We start from the raw sequence: 17,198 nt of genomic DNA, 5'->3' as shown, positions 1-17,198 counted from the left end.
CTTCGTGCCAGCACGAAAAGCACGGCAATAAAATTGCAAACCGTTGATTAAAAAGGATTTTTCGAAAATCCATCAAAACCGCCTGCCAAACCCGGTGCGGATTCCCGGAATGCTGCTGCGCGACATGTCCGAAAAACCATCCGGCGCAGCTGGTCCCGCAACAAAAACGGCGCATGTCTTTCGACATGCGCCGTCTTCACGGTCTTGCTTTACCAGGCCTGCGATCAACGCTCCGACAGCGCATCCATGACGCACAGGGCGGTCATGTTGATGATGCGGCGCACGGTGGCCGAAGGCGTCAGGATGTGGACCGGCTTGGCGCAACCCAGCAGGATGGGGCCAATGGCCACACCGTTGCCCGAGGCGGTCTTGAGCAGGTTGTAGGCGATGTTGGCGGCATCGATGTTGGGCATGACCAGCAGGTTGGCATCACCCTTCAACGGCGAATCCGGCATCACCGCATTCAACAGCTTGGAGTCCAGCGCGGTATCGCCGTGCATTTCGCCATCCACCTCCAGCTCCGGCGCGATTTCGCGCAGGATCGCCAGGGCATCGCGCATCTTGCGGGCCGATTCATTGTTGCTGGAACCGAAGTTGGAATGCGACAGCAGTGCGGCGCGCGGATGCAGGCCGAAACGACGCATTTCCTCGGCGGCCAGCATGGTGATCTCGGCCAGTTCGCGGGCGTTGGGGTTTTCGTTGACGTGGGTGTCCACCATCACCAGCTGGCGATTGGGCAGGATCACCGCGTTCATGGCCGCGTAGACGTTGACGCCTTCGCGCTTGCCCAGCACCTGGTCGATGTAGTGCAGGTGCAGCTGGGTGGTGCCGTAGGTGCCGCAGATCAGGCCGTCAGCATCGCCCTTGTGGATCGCCATGGAACCGATCAGGGTATGGCGGCGGCGCATTTCCAGCTTGGCGTATTGCTCGGTGACGCCCTTGCGACGGGACATTTCCAGGAAGGTCTGCCAGTAGTCACGATAGCGGTTGTCGAAGTTGGGATTGATGACCTCGAAGTCGACACCGGCGCGCAGGCGCAGGCCGAACTTCTGGATGCGCTGTTCCAGCACTTCCGGGCGACCCACCAGGATGGGCTTGGCCAGGTTTTCATCGACCACCACCTGCACGGCGCGCAGCACGCGCTCTTCTTCGCCTTCGGCGTAGACGATGCGCTTCTTGGCTTCGGCGGCCTTCTTGGCGACCTGGAAGATCGGGCGCATGAAGGTACCGCTGTGGTAGACGAACTGCTCCAGCTTCTCGATGTAGGCGTCCATGTCCTTGATCGGACGGGCGGCCACGCCCGAGCTTTCGGCAGCACGCGCCACGGCCGGCGCGATCTTGATCATCAGGCGCGGGTCGAAGGGCTTGGGAATGATGTATTCCGGGCCGAAGGACAGGTTGGAGATGCCATAGGTCGAGGCCACGATATCGGATTGCTCGGCCTGGGCCAGCTCGGCGATGGCGTGCACCGTGGCGATTTCCATCTCGCGGGTGATGGTGGTGGCGCCCGAGTCGAGCGCACCACGGAAGATGTACGGGAAGCACAGGACGTTGTTGACCTGGTTCGGATAGTCCGAACGGCCGGTGGCGATGATGGCGTCGTCACGCACGGCCATCACTTCTTCCGGCAGGATTTCCGGGGTCGGGTTGGCCAGGGCCAGCACCAGCGGACGCGCCGCCATCTGCTTGACCATCTCGGGCTTCAACACGCCGGCAGCGGACAGGCCCAGGAAGATGTCGGCATCCGGGATCACTTCGGCCAGGGTGCGGGCTTCGGTGTCGCGGGCGAAACGTTCCTTGTCCGGATCCATCAGTTCCTTGCGGCCCTTGTAGACCACGCCGGCCAGGTCGGTGACGAAGATGTTTTCGATGGGGAAGCCGAGGTCGACGATCAGGTCCAGGCAGGCCAGCGCCGCCGCGCCCGCGCCGGAGACTACCAGCTTGACGTTCTTGATGTCCTTGCCAACGACCTTCAGGCCGTTGAGGATGGCGGCGCCAACGATGATGGCAGTACCGTGCTGGTCATCGTGGAAGACCGGGATCTTCATCTTCTCGCGCAGCTTGCGCTCGATGTAGAAGCATTCCGGTGCCTTGATGTCTTCCAGGTTGATGCCGCCGAAGGTCGGCTCCAGGGCCGCGATGACGTCGATCAGCTTGTCGGGGTCGGTCTCGTTGACTTCGATGTCGAAGACGTCGATGCCGGCGAACTTCTTGAACAGCACGCCCTTGCCTTCCATGACCGGCTTGGAGGCCAGCGCACCGATGTTGCCCAGGCCCAGCACGGCGGTACCGTTGCTGATGACGGCCACCAGGTTGCCACGGGCGGTGTAGCGGAAGGCGTTGAGCGGATCGGCGACGATTTCTTCGCAGGCCGCAGCCACGCCCGGAGAATACGCGAGGGAGAGATCACGCTGGTTGGTCAGCAGCTTGGTGGGCGTGACCGCGATCTTGCCGGGGGTCGGAAACTCGTGGTAGTCCAGCGCTGCCTGACGAAGTTGCTGACGCACTTCTTCTTTCTTACTGATCATCGAATCCATACTCTGTATTCTCTAGTTGACTTGCGAAGGGGGTCGATTCTAGCAGAGGTCGGCCCTCAATCATAGGCCGGCAAATCCATGCTGCTCCGCGCAAAGCCTTCTGCTGACTGGCTTTGCGGGGCGCCGACCACCAACAATGATGACCGCGAACATGGCTTTTCCGAGGTCAGATGACGGCCGTTTGTCGCCTGATGTGCACATTTGCACGCAGCTTGATTTGACGCACCAGAGGCTGCCACCGCCCTCCTCCCCGCGGTATTGGGGAAAACCCCTATCCCCTCCCGATGCGCTCGTCCGCCCCTTGCGTCGCCGCGTCACCCGTGTTTGCGCTGCACCGCAACATGCGCTGCAGAGGGGATATTGTGCGCCTGAAGCCATGACGGATTGGTTACAATCGCGCCATGCTTTCCGAATTCGAACTCATCGCGCGCTATTTCAGCCGCCCGCCCGCACCCGACAGCCGCACGGCCCTGGGTGTAGGGGACGACTGCGCGCTGATGACACCGGCACCGGGGATGCAGCTGGCCATTTCCAGTGACATGCTGGTGGAGGGCCGCCACTTCTTCCCCGATGCCGATCCCTACCTGCTGGGCCACAAGTGCCTGGCCGTCAATCTCTCCGACCTGGCCGCCATGGGTGCGCAGCCCATCGCCTTCACGCTGGCCCTGGCCTTGCCGCAAGCGCGTGCCGAATGGCTGGCCCCCTTCTCGCAAGGGATGCTGGCACTGGCCGATGAACATGGCTGCGAGCTGATCGGCGGCGATACCACCAAGGGACCGCTGACCATCAGCATCACCGTCTTCGGCGAAGTGCCGCCGCAACAGGCGCTGCGCCGCGATGCCGCGCGGGCGGGCGATGACATCTGGGTCTCCGGCACGCTGGGCGATGCACGGCTGGCCCTGGCCGGCTACCGCCAGGAATTCGACATGCATGCCGAGCAACTGCAGCAGGCCGCCCCGCGCATGCATGCGCCCACGCCGCGCGTGGCGCTGGGGCTGGCGCTGCGCGGCATTGCGCATGCCGCCATCGATATCTCCGATGGGCTGGCGGGCGACCTCGGCCACATCCTCGACCGTTCGCACGTCGGTGCCACGCTGGACGTGGACGCACTGCCGCCCGGGCCGGCCCTGCAACAGCGCGACCTGCACCTGCGGCGGCGCTTCTGCCTGTCGGGTGGCGACGACTATGAACTTTGCTTCACCGCCCCGGCGCGCCAGCGCGAGGCCGTCCTGAAAGCCGCCAAATCCACCGGCACGATGGTCACCCGCATCGGGCACATCGACGCCCAGGCCGGCTTGCGCCTGCTGGACGCTGCCGGTGAGCCGCTGCAGGACACGCCGGATTCCTTCGATCACTTCCGTTCATGAACCAAGCTTCTTCGCCCTTCCCGCCACCGCCACCGCCCTCGGCCTCCCCGCGCAAGCGCAAACCGACCCCGCACTTCATGCTGGCCCATCCGGCCCACTGGATCGCCCAGGGCTTCGGCAGCGGCCTCTCGCCCATCATGCCGGGCACGGCCGGGACGCTCTTCGCCTGGCTGTCCTATGCCGTGCTCTCGACCCGCTGGCCGCAGGTCTTCACGGCCGGCAACTGGCTGGCCATCATCGCGGCCGGCTTCATCATCGGCATCTGGGCCTGCCATCGCACCGGGCAGGCACTGAACTCGCCCGATGACGGCAGCATGGTCTGGGATGAGATCATCGCCTTCTGGCTGGTACTGGTGCTGGTCATGCCGGCCAGCCTGAAGACGCAGTTGGCGGCCTTTGTGGTCTTCCGCTTCTTCGACATGGTGAAGCCGCCGCCCATCGCCTGGTTCGACCGGCGCTTCAAGGGTGGTTTCGGGGTCATGTGGGATGACATCGTGGCGGCCTTCTATACGCTGCTGGTGTTTGCGTTCTGGCACACTTATTGGTGAGCCGAACTGAACAATCAGCACATGTCTGACACAACAACCGGGGCCATCGGAGTATGCTAGTGCGCACACGACGTTGATCAACCGACCGCAGTGCGCAGCTCACCTGGCGCCAGACTGCGGCACAGCTGAGGATGACACTCATGGACAGCACCCTGGACCTGGCCACCCGCGTAGGCCACACCCTCAAAGCCCGTGGCCTGCTGCTGGCCACCGCCGAATCTTGTACCGGTGGCGGCATCGCCCATGCCATTACCGAAATCGCCGGATCGTCGGAATGGTTCGATTGCGGTTTCGTCACCTATTCGAACGCCTCCAAGAATGAATTGCTGGACATCTCCGAAGCCCTGATCGCCCAGCATGGCGCGGTCAGCGAAGAGATTGCCGGCGCCATGGCCGAAGGGGCGGTGGCCAACAGCAATTCGGACGTGGCCGTCTCCACCACCGGCATCGCCGGGCCCGGCGGCGCGGTGCCGGGCAAGCCGGTCGGCACCGTCTGCTTCGGCTGGCGCGTGGGCGACAAGACCTATACCGAGCGCCTGGTCTTCCAGGGCGACCGCCAGCAGGTGCGGGCCCAGACTGTCGAGCATTCGCTCAAGGGTCTTCTGAAACTTCTGGCAGACTGAAGCGGCGAATATGAAGAAAAAGGCGGCGCTCCCATGGAGTCGCCGCCTTTTTCTTCATTTCTGCTTGCGCAGGTCAGCGGAAGCGGTTGATCGCGTCACGCGTCTCGATGGCCACCCGGCGCGCCGCAGCGGCGAAATCTTCGCCAGCTTCGGGCTTGGCGTAGAGGATGGCACGTGAAGAATTGATCATCATGCCCGTACCCGAGGCCGTTTTGCCGGCCTTGACGGTAGCTTCCACGTCGCCCCCCTGGGCACCCACGCCCGGCACCAGCAGCGGCATGTCGCCGATGATGGCGCGCACCTGGGCCAGTTCGTGCGGGAAGGTGGCACCGACCACCAGGCCGCACTGGCCATTGGTATTCCACTTCTCGGCCACCAGGCGTGCCACGTGTTGATACAGCGGCTTGCCGTCGACTTCCAGGAACTGCAGGTCCGAACCACCGGCGTTGGAGGTGCGGCACAGCACGATGACGCCGCGATCCTTCCATTCCAGATAGGGCGAGACCGAATCCCAGCCCATGTAGGGGCTCACCGTGACCACATCGGCGTCATAGCGCTCGAAGGCTTCGCGCGCATATTGTTCGGCCGTGGCGCCGATGTCGCCGCGCTTGGCGTCCAGCACCAGGGGAATCTCGGGGTAATTCGTGCGCAGGTAGGCGCAGATGCGCTCCAGCTGCTCTTCCGCGCCCAGTGCGGCGAAATAGGCGATCTGCGGCTTGAAGGCGCAGGCGGCTTCAGCGGTGGCATCGATGATGGCGCGGCAGAATTCGAAGATGGCGTCCGGCTTGCCTTGCAGCTCGGCGGGGAATTTCTTGAGGTCGGGGTCCAGGCCGACGCACAGGAGGGAATTGCGCGAAGTCCACGCGGCGTTGAGTTTCTCGATGAATGTCACGGTGATGCCTTTAACTGAAAGATGCGCTATTGTAGCGCGCCGGCCTGTCCCGACCTCGGTTTTTGACTGATGTTCAGCCTTTTTCACGGAACATCGGGCACTTGATGCGGGTTTTCTGGTCTCATGCGCTCCCTTTGCTTCACTTTTGCTACGAGGAAAGACAACATGAAAAAACTCTTCGCCTGGCTCGCCATTGCCATCACCGCCCTCACCCTCTCCGGCTGCGGCTACAACGAATTCCAGGCCAAGGATGAAGCCACCAAGGCCGCCTGGGGCGAAGTGGTCAACCAGTACCAGCGCCGCGCCGACCTGATCCCCAACCTGGTCAACACCGTCAAGGGCTATGCCTCCCACGAGAAGGACACCCTGGAAGCCGTGACCCGCGCCCGCGCCGCCGCCACCAGCTTCCAGATCACCCCCGAGGTGCTCAACGATCCCAAGGCCTTTGCCAAATTCCAGGAAGTGCAGGGCCAGTTGTCCTCGGCGCTGTCGCGCCTGATGGCAGTATCCGAGAACTATCCGCAATTGAAGGCCGACACCAGCTTCCGCGACCTGCAGTCGCAGCTCGAAGGCACCGAGAACCGCATCACCGTGGCGCGCCAGCGCTATATTGCCGCTGTGAAGGATTACAACATCCTGGCGCGCAGCTTCCCCACCAACATCACGGCAAAGCTGTTCAGCTATGAAGTAAAACCCTCGTTTACGGTGGAAAACGAAAAAGCCATCTCGACCGCCCCCACGGTCAACTTCGGCAAGTAAGCCGGGGAGCCCCGATTGGCCATGCGCAAGCTGCTCCTGACCTGCTGGCTGCTGACGTGGCTGGCGCTGGCCGGCCCGGCCCGCGCCGATGACGGCCTGGTGCCGGTGCCGCCCTTGTCGGCCCGGGTGATCGATCAGGTCCATCTGCTGCAGCCGCAGCAGCGCCAGGCGCTCGAAGGCGTGCTGGCCGAGATCGAACAGCGCACCGGCAGCCAGATCGGCGTGCTGCTGATGTCCTCCACTGCGCCCGAAGCCATCGAGCAATACAGCATCCGCGTGGCCGACGCCTGGAAACTGGGCCGCAAGGGCATCGATGATGGCGTGATCCTGATCGTCGCCAGGGACAATCCCAAGTCCTTGCGCCGCCTGCGCATCGAGGCCGGACGCGGCGTGCAGGGCAGCCTGACGGATGCGCAATCCAAGCGCATCCTGCAAGACGTGATCGCCCCGCACTTCCGCCAGAACGATTTCTATGGCGGCCTGGCGGCGGGCGTAACCGCCATCACCACGCTGCTGGAACAAGAGAAGCTGCCCCCGGCCAAACACCGGACCAACACGGTACAGATCGACAATGGCGCAGGCTGGATCGCGCTGCTGGTGATCGGACTGTTCCTGGTGGTGTTCTTCACGGTGCTGCTCAAGTCACGGCGCGGCAACCGCAACCATCTCAACAACAATGACTGGGGACGCAGCGGCGACACCACGGCCGGCGTCATCATCGGCAGCCTGGTCGACGAAGCCTTGCGCCAGGCCAGCTCCGGACGCAGCTGGCCGCGCTCCGGTGGCGGCGGCGGCTTCGGCGGCTCGTCCGGTGGCGGATTCTCTGGCGGTGGTGGCAGCTTTGACGGCGGCGGCGCCTCGGGAGACTGGTGACATGCCTCACAACAACGCATCCCCCACCCTGCTGGCGCGCCTGCTGCGCCACTTGCGCATGACGCGTGCGGCGGCACGGCGACTCTTCCCTTCCAGCACGCTCAAGGCCATCCAGGCCAGCATCACCGAGGGTGAACGCCGGCATCGCGCGCAAGTGCGCGTGATCGTCGAAGCCGCACTGTCGCTGGGCGCCATCCGACGCGGCGAAAGTGCCCGGCAGCGTGCGCACGAACTGTTTTCGCATTACCGCATCTGGGATACCGAGGAAAACTGCGGTGTGCTGGTCTACGTCAACCTGGCCGATCGCAAGGTGGAGATCGTGGCCGATCGCGGGATCAATGCGCGTGTCACGCGCGAGCAATGGCAGCAGGTCTGCCGGCAGATGACCGCCGGGTATGCCCAAGGGGAATACGAGGCCAGTACCTTGAAGGCGCTGGACGACCTGCATGCATTGCTGCAATCAGTCCTGCCACGTAGGAACGATGGCGAGGGGAAAGCGACTAACGAGCTTTCCGACAAACCGCTGCTGCTCTAGCCGCCCTCAATACCGGCCGCTGGCAGCCATCACTTATGGCATTCCTGGGCAAATTGGTCCTGGTCGTGTTTTACGGCTGGCTCGTCTGGATCGTCGTCGGCACGATCCTCGAATACATCTTCGTCGAGCGAAAGCGCAAGGCGTTGCGAAGCAGTGCCGGCGGTGAAGGTGGCGGCTCCGGCGGCGGGATGATCGATAGCGGGAGCAGCGGACATGGCGCCGGGGATGGCGGCAGTGACTGCGGTGGTGGAGGAGATGGTGGCGGCGGTGGAGATGGCGGCGGCGGAGGCTGCGACTGAGCGCCCAACTGTCACGGGCTCAATGACACCTCCGCCTCATCTCAGGCGATCAACCGTTCTCGTACACCCACTGCAACAAGGCATCCTGCGCCTGCTGCCCATTGGGCGCGGCCGCGTGATTGATCAGGAACACCACCACATAGGTCTTGCCCGAGGCCGCCTGCACGTAGCCTGCAATCGATCTCACCTCATTGAGCGTTCCGGTCTTGATGTGCGCCTGGCCGGCCACGCCTTGCTCCTTCAGGCGGCGGCGCATGGTGCCGTCATAGCCCACCAGCGGCAGCGAAGAAACGAACTCCGGCATCAGCGGCGAGCGATACGCCTGCACCAGCACACTGGCCAGCAGCGCCGGCGTCACGCGGTCCACGCGCGAGAGGCCGGCACCATTCTCGATCACCAGGCCACTGGTATCGATGCCCTTGTCGCCGAGCCAGCCGCGCACCGCTCGCGCGCCATTGACGGTATCACCGGGCTGGCCGCTCATCTCCGCGCCCAGCGTCAACAGCACCTGGCGCGCCATCACGTTGTTGCTGTACTTGTTGATGTCGCGGATGACTTCCGGCAACGGCGGCGACTGCACTTCCACCATCAGCCGCGCCGATGGCGTCACCTGCCCGCTGAGCACCCGTCCGGCAAAACTGCCGCCCAGGTCCGCCCACATTTGCACGAAACTCGCACCCACGTACTGCACGTTGTTCATGCGATAGGGATGGACGTACCACACGCGCGGACCGCAATCGGCAGCATAGCTGCCGGCGAAATTGACGGCGCTGGCATCGTTGTTCATCTTCAGCTTGCCCTGCCAGTCGCCGCACGGCTCCTGCGACAGGCGCGGCGGCGTGATGGTGAGGCCGGCCATGGGCGGGTCCATGCTGACGTTGACGACGCCATTGGCCGCATCCGGCTCGAAGCGGAAAGCCTGGGTCCGGTAATTCAACAGCAGGGCATCGGGGCCGGCGTTGTAGGGCTTCTGCGGGTCGCCATCGAACTGCGAAGGGTCATAACCGGAGTCGGCAAAATAGCTGCGGTCCAGCACCAGGTTGCCGCGAATGTCCTTGATGCCGCGCGCACGCAACTGACGCAGGAACAGCCAGAAGTTTTCCAGCACCAGCTTGGGATCGCCGCCGCCCTTCAAGATCAGGTCGCCATTGAGCACGCCACCGGAGAGCGTGCCATCGATGTAGGCCTGGGTCTTCCAGGTATAGGTCGGGCCGAGGATCTCGAGTGCGGCATCGGTGGTCACCAGCTTCATCACCGAAGCCGGATTGAAGGCCTGCCCCGTATTGTTGGAGGCCAGCACCCGCTTGCCGCTCTCGGCATCGACCACTACCACGCCGGTACTTTGCTGCGGGATGCGGGCCACGCGCAGCGCCCCCGCTACCGGCGGCGGCAGACCCTGCGCGCAGACGGCGGTGCTGGTCAGCAAGGCCAGGACAACGGTGGAAAAACCAAGACGGGGAGACTGCACGATGCGGGGGAAGCGGAACATGATTCGGTCAAAAGTGAGGAGCAGGCATTATAGGGGATGCGGTGCAGGTCGCCGCCGGGCCTGGCGGACCGGGCTGGTATGACGACATCGGCGCGTCACGTTGCCGTGCGACACTACGCCCTGTTTACCTCCGCAAATGAAAGGTGGACAAGGCCCCGCCCCACTGACACGTGCCCGCCGGAAACGGTTCCCTCGATGCAGGAAAATCAGGGCAACAGCCGCTGCAGAACAGGCTTGCGGAACGCCGCCAGATGGCGTTACGCTGCGTTACTGAAAGTCGTGCCGGCCATGTAATCGGTGCGTACCTGCGGCCCCGCGGCCACTGTCAGGCTGACAGTATTCGCGGACCAGACGAAAGAAAAACATGAACATGTCTTCCCCCTCCAACCCCGATTGCAAATCCGCCCGGCCTGCCTCGCCGAACCTGCTGCGCCTGCTGCTGGACGTACTGAACCCCCTTGCCCTGTATCGCCCGCGCCAGGCCCGCAGCGGCGATGCCGCCACCGCATTGCTGGCCGGAAAAGGCGTGCGCTTCGTGCAGCGCATCTACCGCTTGCGGGTGATCGGCCTGGGAGTGGGATTTTTCTGCGTCGCCGCCGGTTTCGTCCAGCATCCTGTGCCGTGGCCGCTGTGGCTGCTGGTGATCGCGCATGGTTACGTCTGGCCGCACGTGGCGCGCCTTTGGGCCCTCAAGAGTCGCATTCCCTATCGCGCCGAACGTCGCAACCTGGTCATCGACGCCGCCTTCGGCGGCTTCTGGATCGCCGCGCTCCACGGCAACCTGGTGCCCAGCGCGGTAATCATCTCGATGTTATCCATGGACAATATTGCCGCAGGCGGGCTGCGGCTGTTCATGCGAGGACTGTATGCCAGCCTGCTCGCGGGCGGGCTGGGGTGGTGGCTGCTGGACGTGCAATTCCAGCCGCAGTCGGATCTGAACACCATCCTTGCCTGCCTGCCCATGATGGCGCTCTATCCACTGGCACTGGGACAATCGACCTATCTGATGTCCAAGAAGCTGGCCGAGCGTTCGCGCCAGTTCGAGATCGTCAGCCAGCTTGATGGCCTCACCCTGCTGTTCAATCGCCGCTACTGGGAAAGCCTGCTGCTGGGCGAATTCGAACGCCGTCGCCGCCAGAAACCGGCGGACGCCCACACCTTCCTGCTGTTGCTGGACCTGGACCATTTCAAGAGCATCAACGACACCTACGGCCATCTGACCGGCGACGAAGTGCTGCGCAACTTCGCGCGCCTGCTGCGCACCAGGCTGCGCGAGGAAGACTGGATCGGCCGCTATGGTGGCGAGGAGTTTGGAGTGATCCTGCGTGACGTCCTGCCCGGCGAGGCGCTGGCACTGTCACAGCGCGTGATTGACGCGGTACGCAGCCGCAATGATGAAAACAATTTATATGGTTGTACCGTCAGCGCCGGACTGGTGCCGTTCTCATCGGACATGGAGGCCCATTTCGTCTGGCTGCAACGGGCAGACCATGCCATGTACTGCGCCAAGGAAAGCGGCCGGGATCGTCTGGTGGTCTGGCATCCCGGGCTGGAACGCACGCCGGGCACGCCCAATCAGGCGCCACCGCCCTGCTGCGCGACGCCTGCCGGCGACGACGCCACCAAAACGACGGACGCAAAAAAGGCCGATGTTTTCGGGGCCGCCACGAGACCACTGTGAAAACATCGACCTAGGGAAATCAAGGCGGGGCGATCGGCATGACGGAATGATAGGCGTACTTCCCTCGGAAAATGCCTGCGCCAATGCCCCGGCCACTGCCGCAACGAGCGGCAAAGCGGGCCGCAGAAAGCCCGCTAAATTAGCACTGGCAGTGCTTCCAGTACTAAAAGCGCGAGCAGCGCGCCGAATACCGCACCCACTGCTCTCAAACTGGTTCGGACCATCCTTGAAGCCACCGGCACCTCCCCGCAGAGCAACAATCCGGCCAGAGCCATGGGGAGTAAGAACATCAGATTGTTCATGATGAGGTTGGGCATGATGCGTCTCCTGGGCGAGTTTATTGGTCTTGCGCGGGCTGCTGCGCAGTCTCTCGTTGATGGCTTGCCACGTTTCGAGTATAGGCCGACCACCATAGAAGACAAGGCTCACCGGGCGAGAATCGGTGTTGCATAGCAGCGTACAAGACGCCGGAATGCAACTTCTTCCATCACATCGTGAAGCAAAAAGCTTCCTCTCAAGTCTGTTGCAGATGCACAAATTTTCGGCAAGAAGAGGGATTTGCCTTGACCCTGTTTTCCGTGACGGCGTAGAATTCGCCCGTTTTCATTTTCTGGAGTCCCTCTCATGGGCACTTGTTCGGGTGACAGTTGTTGCCGGTTAATTCCGGGTTAAGCCTAGGCAAGGATTTCAGCAGGACGCTCTCCTGTCGTCATCTTGCACCAGGCAGATGACGGCATTTCATGTCGGCAGCGCACGGCCTTTTCGGGCCCGATATCAGCAGCGCTGCTGGCAACGATTCCCTCACAACGACAGATCGACGATCGACCGCCGCAGACACGGCGTCAGAACGCATGCCGCATCACGGCCGTCCGGCGCGCTCTCCTGAGCCCGCCGCAAGATGGCCCTATGCCGGCGCGCGCTTTGGCGCAGCACATTCCGCATGGCCAGCCGCCATGCGGCTGCACGTCTGTTTGCGCCACCAGGCGCCGATGACAGGGGCTCCGCTCAACCAGGCGGAGGCTGCAATGCGACAGACATATCCATCATGAACACGCGAAGACCCAGCGCGCCGCCGCCGGCCGCCCGTTCATGCGGGGGCCGGCCACGGCGCTGCCCCCGATCCCGGCCCGCCCCTGCTGCAAGCCGATGCGATGCAAACCGCTTCGTCCACGGGACGAAGCCCAACAAGAGAAGAAGCACGCCATGAATCTGAACCTGCTGAAAGAAACCTTTGTCAGCTTCATCCGCGCACGCGGTATGGATCGCCACTTCCGCCGCCTGGGCATGGACATGTTCCGTAGCGCCCCGGTGACCCGCGAAGTCCCGCAAACCCTGGCCGAGCAATTGAGCGAAGCCTCCCGCAGCCCAGCCCAGGCCCTGCTGCAGCGCCTGCACACGCGCATGGACGGCCTGACCGAATCGGAAGCCGATGCCATCCGCGAACACAGCGGCCCCAACGAAGTCGAGCATCAAAAGCCGCTGACCTGGTACGTCCACCTGTGGCACTGCTACAAGAACCCCTTCAACCTGCTGCTGACCCTGCTGGCGGCGGTGTCCTTCTACACTGACGACATGAAGGCCGCCACCGTCATCGGCACCATGGTGGTGGTCTCCACGCTGCTGCGCTTCATCCAGGAGGCGCGCTCCAACACCGCTGCCGACAAGCTCAAGGCCATGGTCAGCAACACCGCCACGGTGATGCGTCACGACCAGGTGGAAGAGATCGCCGCCGAAGCCCAGCGCTACTTCGACGTGACGCTGCATCCCAAGGGTGCGCGCCGGGTGGAAGTGCCGATCCGCAAGCTGGTACCGGGCGACGTCGTGCTGCTCTCGGCGGGCGACATGATCCCGGCCGACCTGCGCCTCTTGGCCGCCAAGGATCTGTTCGTGAGCCAGGCCGCCATGACCGGTGAATCGCTGCCGGTAGAAAAATTCGTCACCCCAAGCAACCTCAACACCAGTAGCCCCCTGGAGCTGGACAACCTGTGCTTCATGGGCACCAACGTGGTCAGCGGCTCGGCCACGGGCGTGGTGCTGACCACCGGCAAGCGTACCTACTTCGGCGCACTGGCCGAGCGCGTGACCGCCACCGACCGCACTCCGACCGCCTTCCAGGCGGGCGTGAACAAGGTCAGCTGGCTGCTGATCCGCTTCATGCTGGTGATGACGCCGGTGGTGTTCTTCATCAACGGCTTCACCAAGGGCGACTGGGTGGAGGCCTTCCTGTTCGGCCTGTCGGTTGCCGTGGGCCTCACGCCCGAGATGCTGCCCATGATCGTGACCTCGACCCTGGCCAAAGGCGCGGTGGCGCTGTCGCGCAAGAAGGTGATCGTCAAGCGGCTGGACGCCATCCAGAATTTCGGCGCCATGGACGTGCTGTGCACCGACAAGACCGGCACCCTGACGCAGGACAAGATTTTCCTGGAACGTCATACCGACATCCACGGCGAGCCCGATGACGAAGTGCTGCAATACGCCTATCTGAACAGTTATTACCAGACCGGTCTGAAGAACCTGCTGGACGTGGCCGTGCTGGAGCACGCCGAGCTGCAGCGTGAAATGTCCATCGCCTCGGCCTATCGCAAAGTCGACGAAATTCCCTTCGACTTCCAGCGCCGCCGCATGTCGGTGGTGGTGTCCGAGCGTGAAGATCACCATGAGCTGATCTGCAAGGGCGCAGTCGAGGAAATCGTCTCGGTCTGCTCGCGCGCCCGCGTCAATGGCGAAGTGGTGCCGCTGACACCGGGCCTGCTGGAACAGATCCGCGCCACCACCGGCAGCCTGAACGCCGAAGGCCTGCGCGTGGTGGGCGTCGCAGCCAAGGACTTGCCACCGAACAAAGAAGTTTATGGTCTGGCCGATGAATCGGACCTGGTGCTGATCGGCTACATCGCCTTCCTCGACCCGCCCAAGGAATCGACCGCCCCGGCCCTGGCCGCCCTGCGTGCGCACGGCGTGAAGGTCAAGATCCTGACCGGCGACAACGAACTGGTCACCGCCAAGATCTGCCGCGAAGTCGGGCTGGAGGTCAAGGGCATGCTGCTGGGTTCCTACGTGGAAAAGATGAGCGATGCCGAATTGTCGGAAGCGGTGGAAACCGTGACCGTCTTCGCCAAGCTCTCGCCAGCCCACAAGGAGCGCATCGTGCGCGTGCTGCATGACCGTGGCCACGTGGTCGGTTTCATGGGCGACGGCATCAACGATGCCCCGGCCCTGCGTGCGGCCGACATCGGTATCTCGGTGGATACGGCGGTGGATATCGCCAAGGAAGCGGCTGACCTGATCCTGCTGGAAAAGAGCCTGATGGTGCTGGAAGAAGGCGTGCTGGAAGGCCGCAAGACCTTCGCCAACATGCTGAAATACATCAAGATGACGGCCAGCTCCAACTTCGGCAATGTCTTCTCGGTCCTGATCGCCAGCGCCTTCCTGCCTTTCCTGCCGATGCTGCCCTTGCATCTGCTGGTGCAGAACCTGCTGTATGACGTCTCGCAGATCTCGATCCCGTTCGACAACGTGGACAAGGAATTCCTGGAAAAACCGCAACGCTGGGATGCCGGTGACATCGGCCGCTTCATGGTCTTCTTCGGTCCGATCAGCTCGATCTTCGACATCACGACCTTTGCGCTGATGTGGTTCATCTTCGGCGCCAGCTCGCCGGAACATCAAACCCTGTTCCAGTCCGGCTGGTTCATCGAAGGTCTGCTGTCGCAGACGCTGATCGTGCACATGATCCGCACGCGCCGCATCCCCTTCTTCCAGAGCCGCGCGTCGTGGCCGCTGATGGGGATGACGCTGGCCATCATGACCATCGGCATGGCGATCCCGATGACGCCGCTGGCGCATTACTTCAAGCTGGAGGCACTGCCGCTGTCCTACTTCCCGTGGCTGGTGGCGATCCTGCTGGGGTATGCGGTGCTGACCCAAGGGATGAAGGGGTGGTATGCCCGGCGTTACGGGTGGCAGTAAGCCTGGGCGTCATCACTCGACAGCCTGCTCTGCGGAGCAGGCTTTTTTACGTCCGGCGACTTACCGGCCGGCCATGAAAAAAGAGGCGATCCCTCCAGGAGAAATCGCCTCAGGTACTGCCCTGGTCAAAACTGCGCCGTCCTTCTCGCGGAAGGCTTCAACAGGCAACGCTACTTATTTGGCCGGTGCCGAATTGGCCTGGCCCGCGATCACCGCCTGGGGGTCGGTCCGTTTGGAGAGGGAGACACACAGCGCGGCCAGCACCAGTGCCGCCGCCAGGCCGGCAAACGTCACCGAGGGATCCGGGCTGATCGTGTGCAAGAGGCCGATGAGGAACGGCCCCATGATCCCGCCGATACGGTTGATACCGACGGCAATGCCCATCCCCGTTCCCCTCACTTCGGTCGGGTAGGACATTACCTGGAAGTTGTTCAGCACCGCCTGTGCACCGAAGACGAAGAAGCCAGCCGCCGCCACGAACACGATCATCATGTAGCGTTCGGAGAACAGCGCCAGCGCTACCATGGCCACAGCCGCTGCAACATACCAGACCACCATCGCCTTGACGCGGCTGCGCACCCGGTCAGCGAACCAACCGCTGGACATGCCGCCGAACAGCGAGGCCAGCATGATCAGCGAACCGTAGCCGAACGCGGAGGAAATTGCCTCGCCCCGCTGGATCACCATGGAAGGCAGCCAGCCGGTCAGGCCGTGGATACAGAACAGGCTGAGAAAACCCGCTACCCAGTTGATCAAGGTGGCGCGGCGATAAGCCGGTACCAGCAAGGTCTTGATCGAACCGCGCTTTTCTTCCGAGCGGATGCGGGTGAAACTGGCATTGCGATAGAGCTCGGTGCGTTCGGGGCGCAGCGATATCAGCAGGTTGCGGATCTTTTCATGGTCTTCGCGCACCGCCAGGTACTGGATGGATTCGGGCAGCCGGTAGTAGGCATAGATGGCCACCAGCAAGGATGCACTGCCTACCACGTAGATCGATTGCCATCCCAGTTGCTGTCCCATGGTGATGCCGATCACGCCAGCCAGGATGCCGCCGATGGAGAAGCCCACCTGGAAAGTCCAGATCGTAAAGGTATTGGATTTCTTCTTCGGCGCCCATTCGTTGATATAGGTGATGACCAGAGGCGTGATCATGCCCAGCGCGGTCCCCAGCACCATGCGACTGGCGGCGAAGCTCAATGGCGAGTTCACCAGCGCGGCAAGACAGAGATTGCAGGCTGTCAGCAGAAACAGCGCCCACAGCAGCACCTTGCGCCGGCCGAAGCGGTCGGCCAGCGGGCCTTGCAGCACCGAGCCCAGCGACAGGCCCACGATACCGCTGGAGAGCATGATGCCGATGGTGGTGGGATCGGGTTTCCAGGTCTTGGCGACCAGGGGAATGACATAGGCGGCGTTGAAGAGATCATAGCCGTCGAACAGCATGACGAAACCGATCAGGATGCCGAAGGTCCAGTGGAACTTGCCGATGGGCGCACTTCCCACCTCTTCAAGTGGATTGATGCTAGTACTCATTTGTTGTCTCCATGATTGGGAAAATCCAGGTGCAGCGCGTCATATCCATGACTGATTTTCCTCCCCGGGGGCTTGCTACCCTCTTCTGGGGGTTGAGGT

Annotated in this window: 14 protein-coding genes; 9 read left to right on the top strand and 5 right to left on the bottom strand. The window is 63.0% G+C overall.

All coding sequences use genetic code 11. From position 1 onward, the window contains the following. Nucleotides 1-224: 224 nt before the first annotated feature. On the bottom strand, nt 225-2,537 hold the full coding sequence (locus ACVC5H_RS08015) for an NADP-dependent malic enzyme (RefSeq protein ID WP_489621811.1): 2,313 nt from the start codon (nt 2,535-2,537) through the stop codon (nt 225-227). 401 nt (nt 2,538-2,938) lie between these two features. Here ACVC5H_RS08015 and thiL point away from each other — a divergent pair, with 401 nt between their 5' ends. From thiL to ACVC5H_RS08000, 3 genes are all read left to right on the top strand, one after another. Continuing rightward, complete coding sequence (gene thiL / locus ACVC5H_RS08010; protein WP_489621810.1) at nt 2,939-3,904, top strand: thiamine-phosphate kinase; 966 nt, start codon at nt 2,939-2,941, stop codon at nt 3,902-3,904. Continuing rightward, a complete protein-coding gene (locus ACVC5H_RS08005) occupies nt 3,901-4,452 on the top strand; it encodes a phosphatidylglycerophosphatase A family protein (protein ID WP_489621809.1) in 552 nt (183 codons plus the stop codon). Before thiL ends, ACVC5H_RS08005 begins: the two co-directional genes overlap by 4 nt. Before the next feature lie 140 nt (nt 4,453-4,592). Beyond that, entirely contained in the window at nt 4,593-5,075 is a 483-nt protein-coding gene (locus tag ACVC5H_RS08000) for a CinA family protein (protein WP_489621808.1), read from the top strand. 73 nt (nt 5,076-5,148) lie between these two features. On the opposite strand, the gene pyrF is transcribed toward ACVC5H_RS08000, so the two are convergent. After that, nucleotides 5,149-5,967, bottom strand: coding sequence for an orotidine-5'-phosphate decarboxylase (gene pyrF / locus ACVC5H_RS07995; RefSeq protein ID WP_088754873.1), 819 nt, complete (start codon nt 5,965-5,967; stop codon nt 5,149-5,151). A gap of 165 nt (nt 5,968-6,132) precedes the next feature. Here pyrF and ACVC5H_RS07990 point away from each other — a divergent pair, with 165 nt between their 5' ends. Genes ACVC5H_RS07990 through ACVC5H_RS07975 form a run of 4 tightly spaced genes read left to right on the top strand, consistent with a single transcriptional unit; the run spans nt 6,133 to nt 8,433 of the window. Continuing rightward, a complete protein-coding gene (locus ACVC5H_RS07990; protein WP_017453905.1) occupies nt 6,133-6,726 on the top strand; it encodes a LemA family protein in 594 nt (197 codons plus the stop codon). Nucleotides 6,727-6,747: 21 nt separating this feature from the next. Then, a complete protein-coding gene (locus ACVC5H_RS07985) occupies nt 6,748-7,599 on the top strand; it encodes a TPM domain-containing protein (protein WP_489621807.1) in 852 nt (283 codons plus the stop codon). A 1-nt stretch (nt 7,600) separates the two neighbouring features. Continuing rightward, nucleotides 7,601-8,134: a TPM domain-containing protein gene (locus ACVC5H_RS07980; protein ID WP_489621806.1), complete on the top strand. Its 534-nt coding sequence runs from the start codon at nt 7,601-7,603 to the stop codon at nt 8,132-8,134. 35 nt (nt 8,135-8,169) lie between these two features. Further along, the gene (locus ACVC5H_RS07975) at nt 8,170-8,433 is read left to right on the top strand and encodes a hypothetical protein (RefSeq protein WP_489621805.1); all 264 of its coding nucleotides are present in this window, start codon (nt 8,170-8,172) and stop codon (nt 8,431-8,433) included. Nucleotides 8,434-8,482: 49 nt separating this feature from the next. On the opposite strand, the gene dacB is transcribed toward ACVC5H_RS07975, so the two are convergent. Then, entirely contained in the window at nt 8,483-9,922 is a 1,440-nt protein-coding gene (gene dacB, locus ACVC5H_RS07970; RefSeq protein WP_489621804.1) for a D-alanyl-D-alanine carboxypeptidase/D-alanyl-D-alanine endopeptidase, read from the bottom strand. A 364-nt stretch (nt 9,923-10,286) separates the two neighbouring features. Between dacB and ACVC5H_RS07965 the strand changes: the two genes are divergently transcribed. After that, nucleotides 10,287-11,603: a diguanylate cyclase gene (locus ACVC5H_RS07965; RefSeq protein WP_489621803.1), complete on the top strand. Its 1,317-nt coding sequence runs from the start codon at nt 10,287-10,289 to the stop codon at nt 11,601-11,603. A 134-nt stretch (nt 11,604-11,737) separates the two neighbouring features. Here the strand turns inward: ACVC5H_RS07965 and ACVC5H_RS07960 are convergent, their stop codons facing one another. Then, nucleotides 11,738-11,920 carry a hypothetical protein gene (locus tag ACVC5H_RS07960; protein WP_489621802.1) on the bottom strand — a complete coding sequence of 61 codons (183 nt, stop codon included), beginning with the start codon at nt 11,918-11,920 and terminating at the stop codon, nt 11,738-11,740. An 886-nt stretch (nt 11,921-12,806) separates the two neighbouring features. On the opposite strand from ACVC5H_RS07960, the gene mgtA reads away from it, so the two are divergent. Beyond that, nucleotides 12,807-15,569, top strand: a complete 2,763-nt coding sequence (gene mgtA, locus ACVC5H_RS07955; protein WP_489621801.1) for a magnesium-translocating P-type ATPase — start codon at nt 12,807-12,809, stop codon at nt 15,567-15,569. Nucleotides 15,570-15,743: 174 nt separating this feature from the next. On the opposite strand, the gene ACVC5H_RS07950 is transcribed toward mgtA, so the two are convergent. After that, nucleotides 15,744-17,099 (bottom strand): MFS transporter, encoded by a 1,356-nt coding sequence (locus tag ACVC5H_RS07950; protein ID WP_489621800.1) that lies wholly within the window; start codon nt 17,097-17,099, stop codon nt 15,744-15,746. Between the last annotated feature and the right edge of the window lie 99 nt (nt 17,100-17,198).

It is taken from the genome of Herbaspirillum sp. Her3, assembly GCF_057961275.1.
The sequence above is the reverse complement of the archived record's forward strand: the minus strand, read 5'-3'. Positions and strand labels throughout refer to the sequence as shown.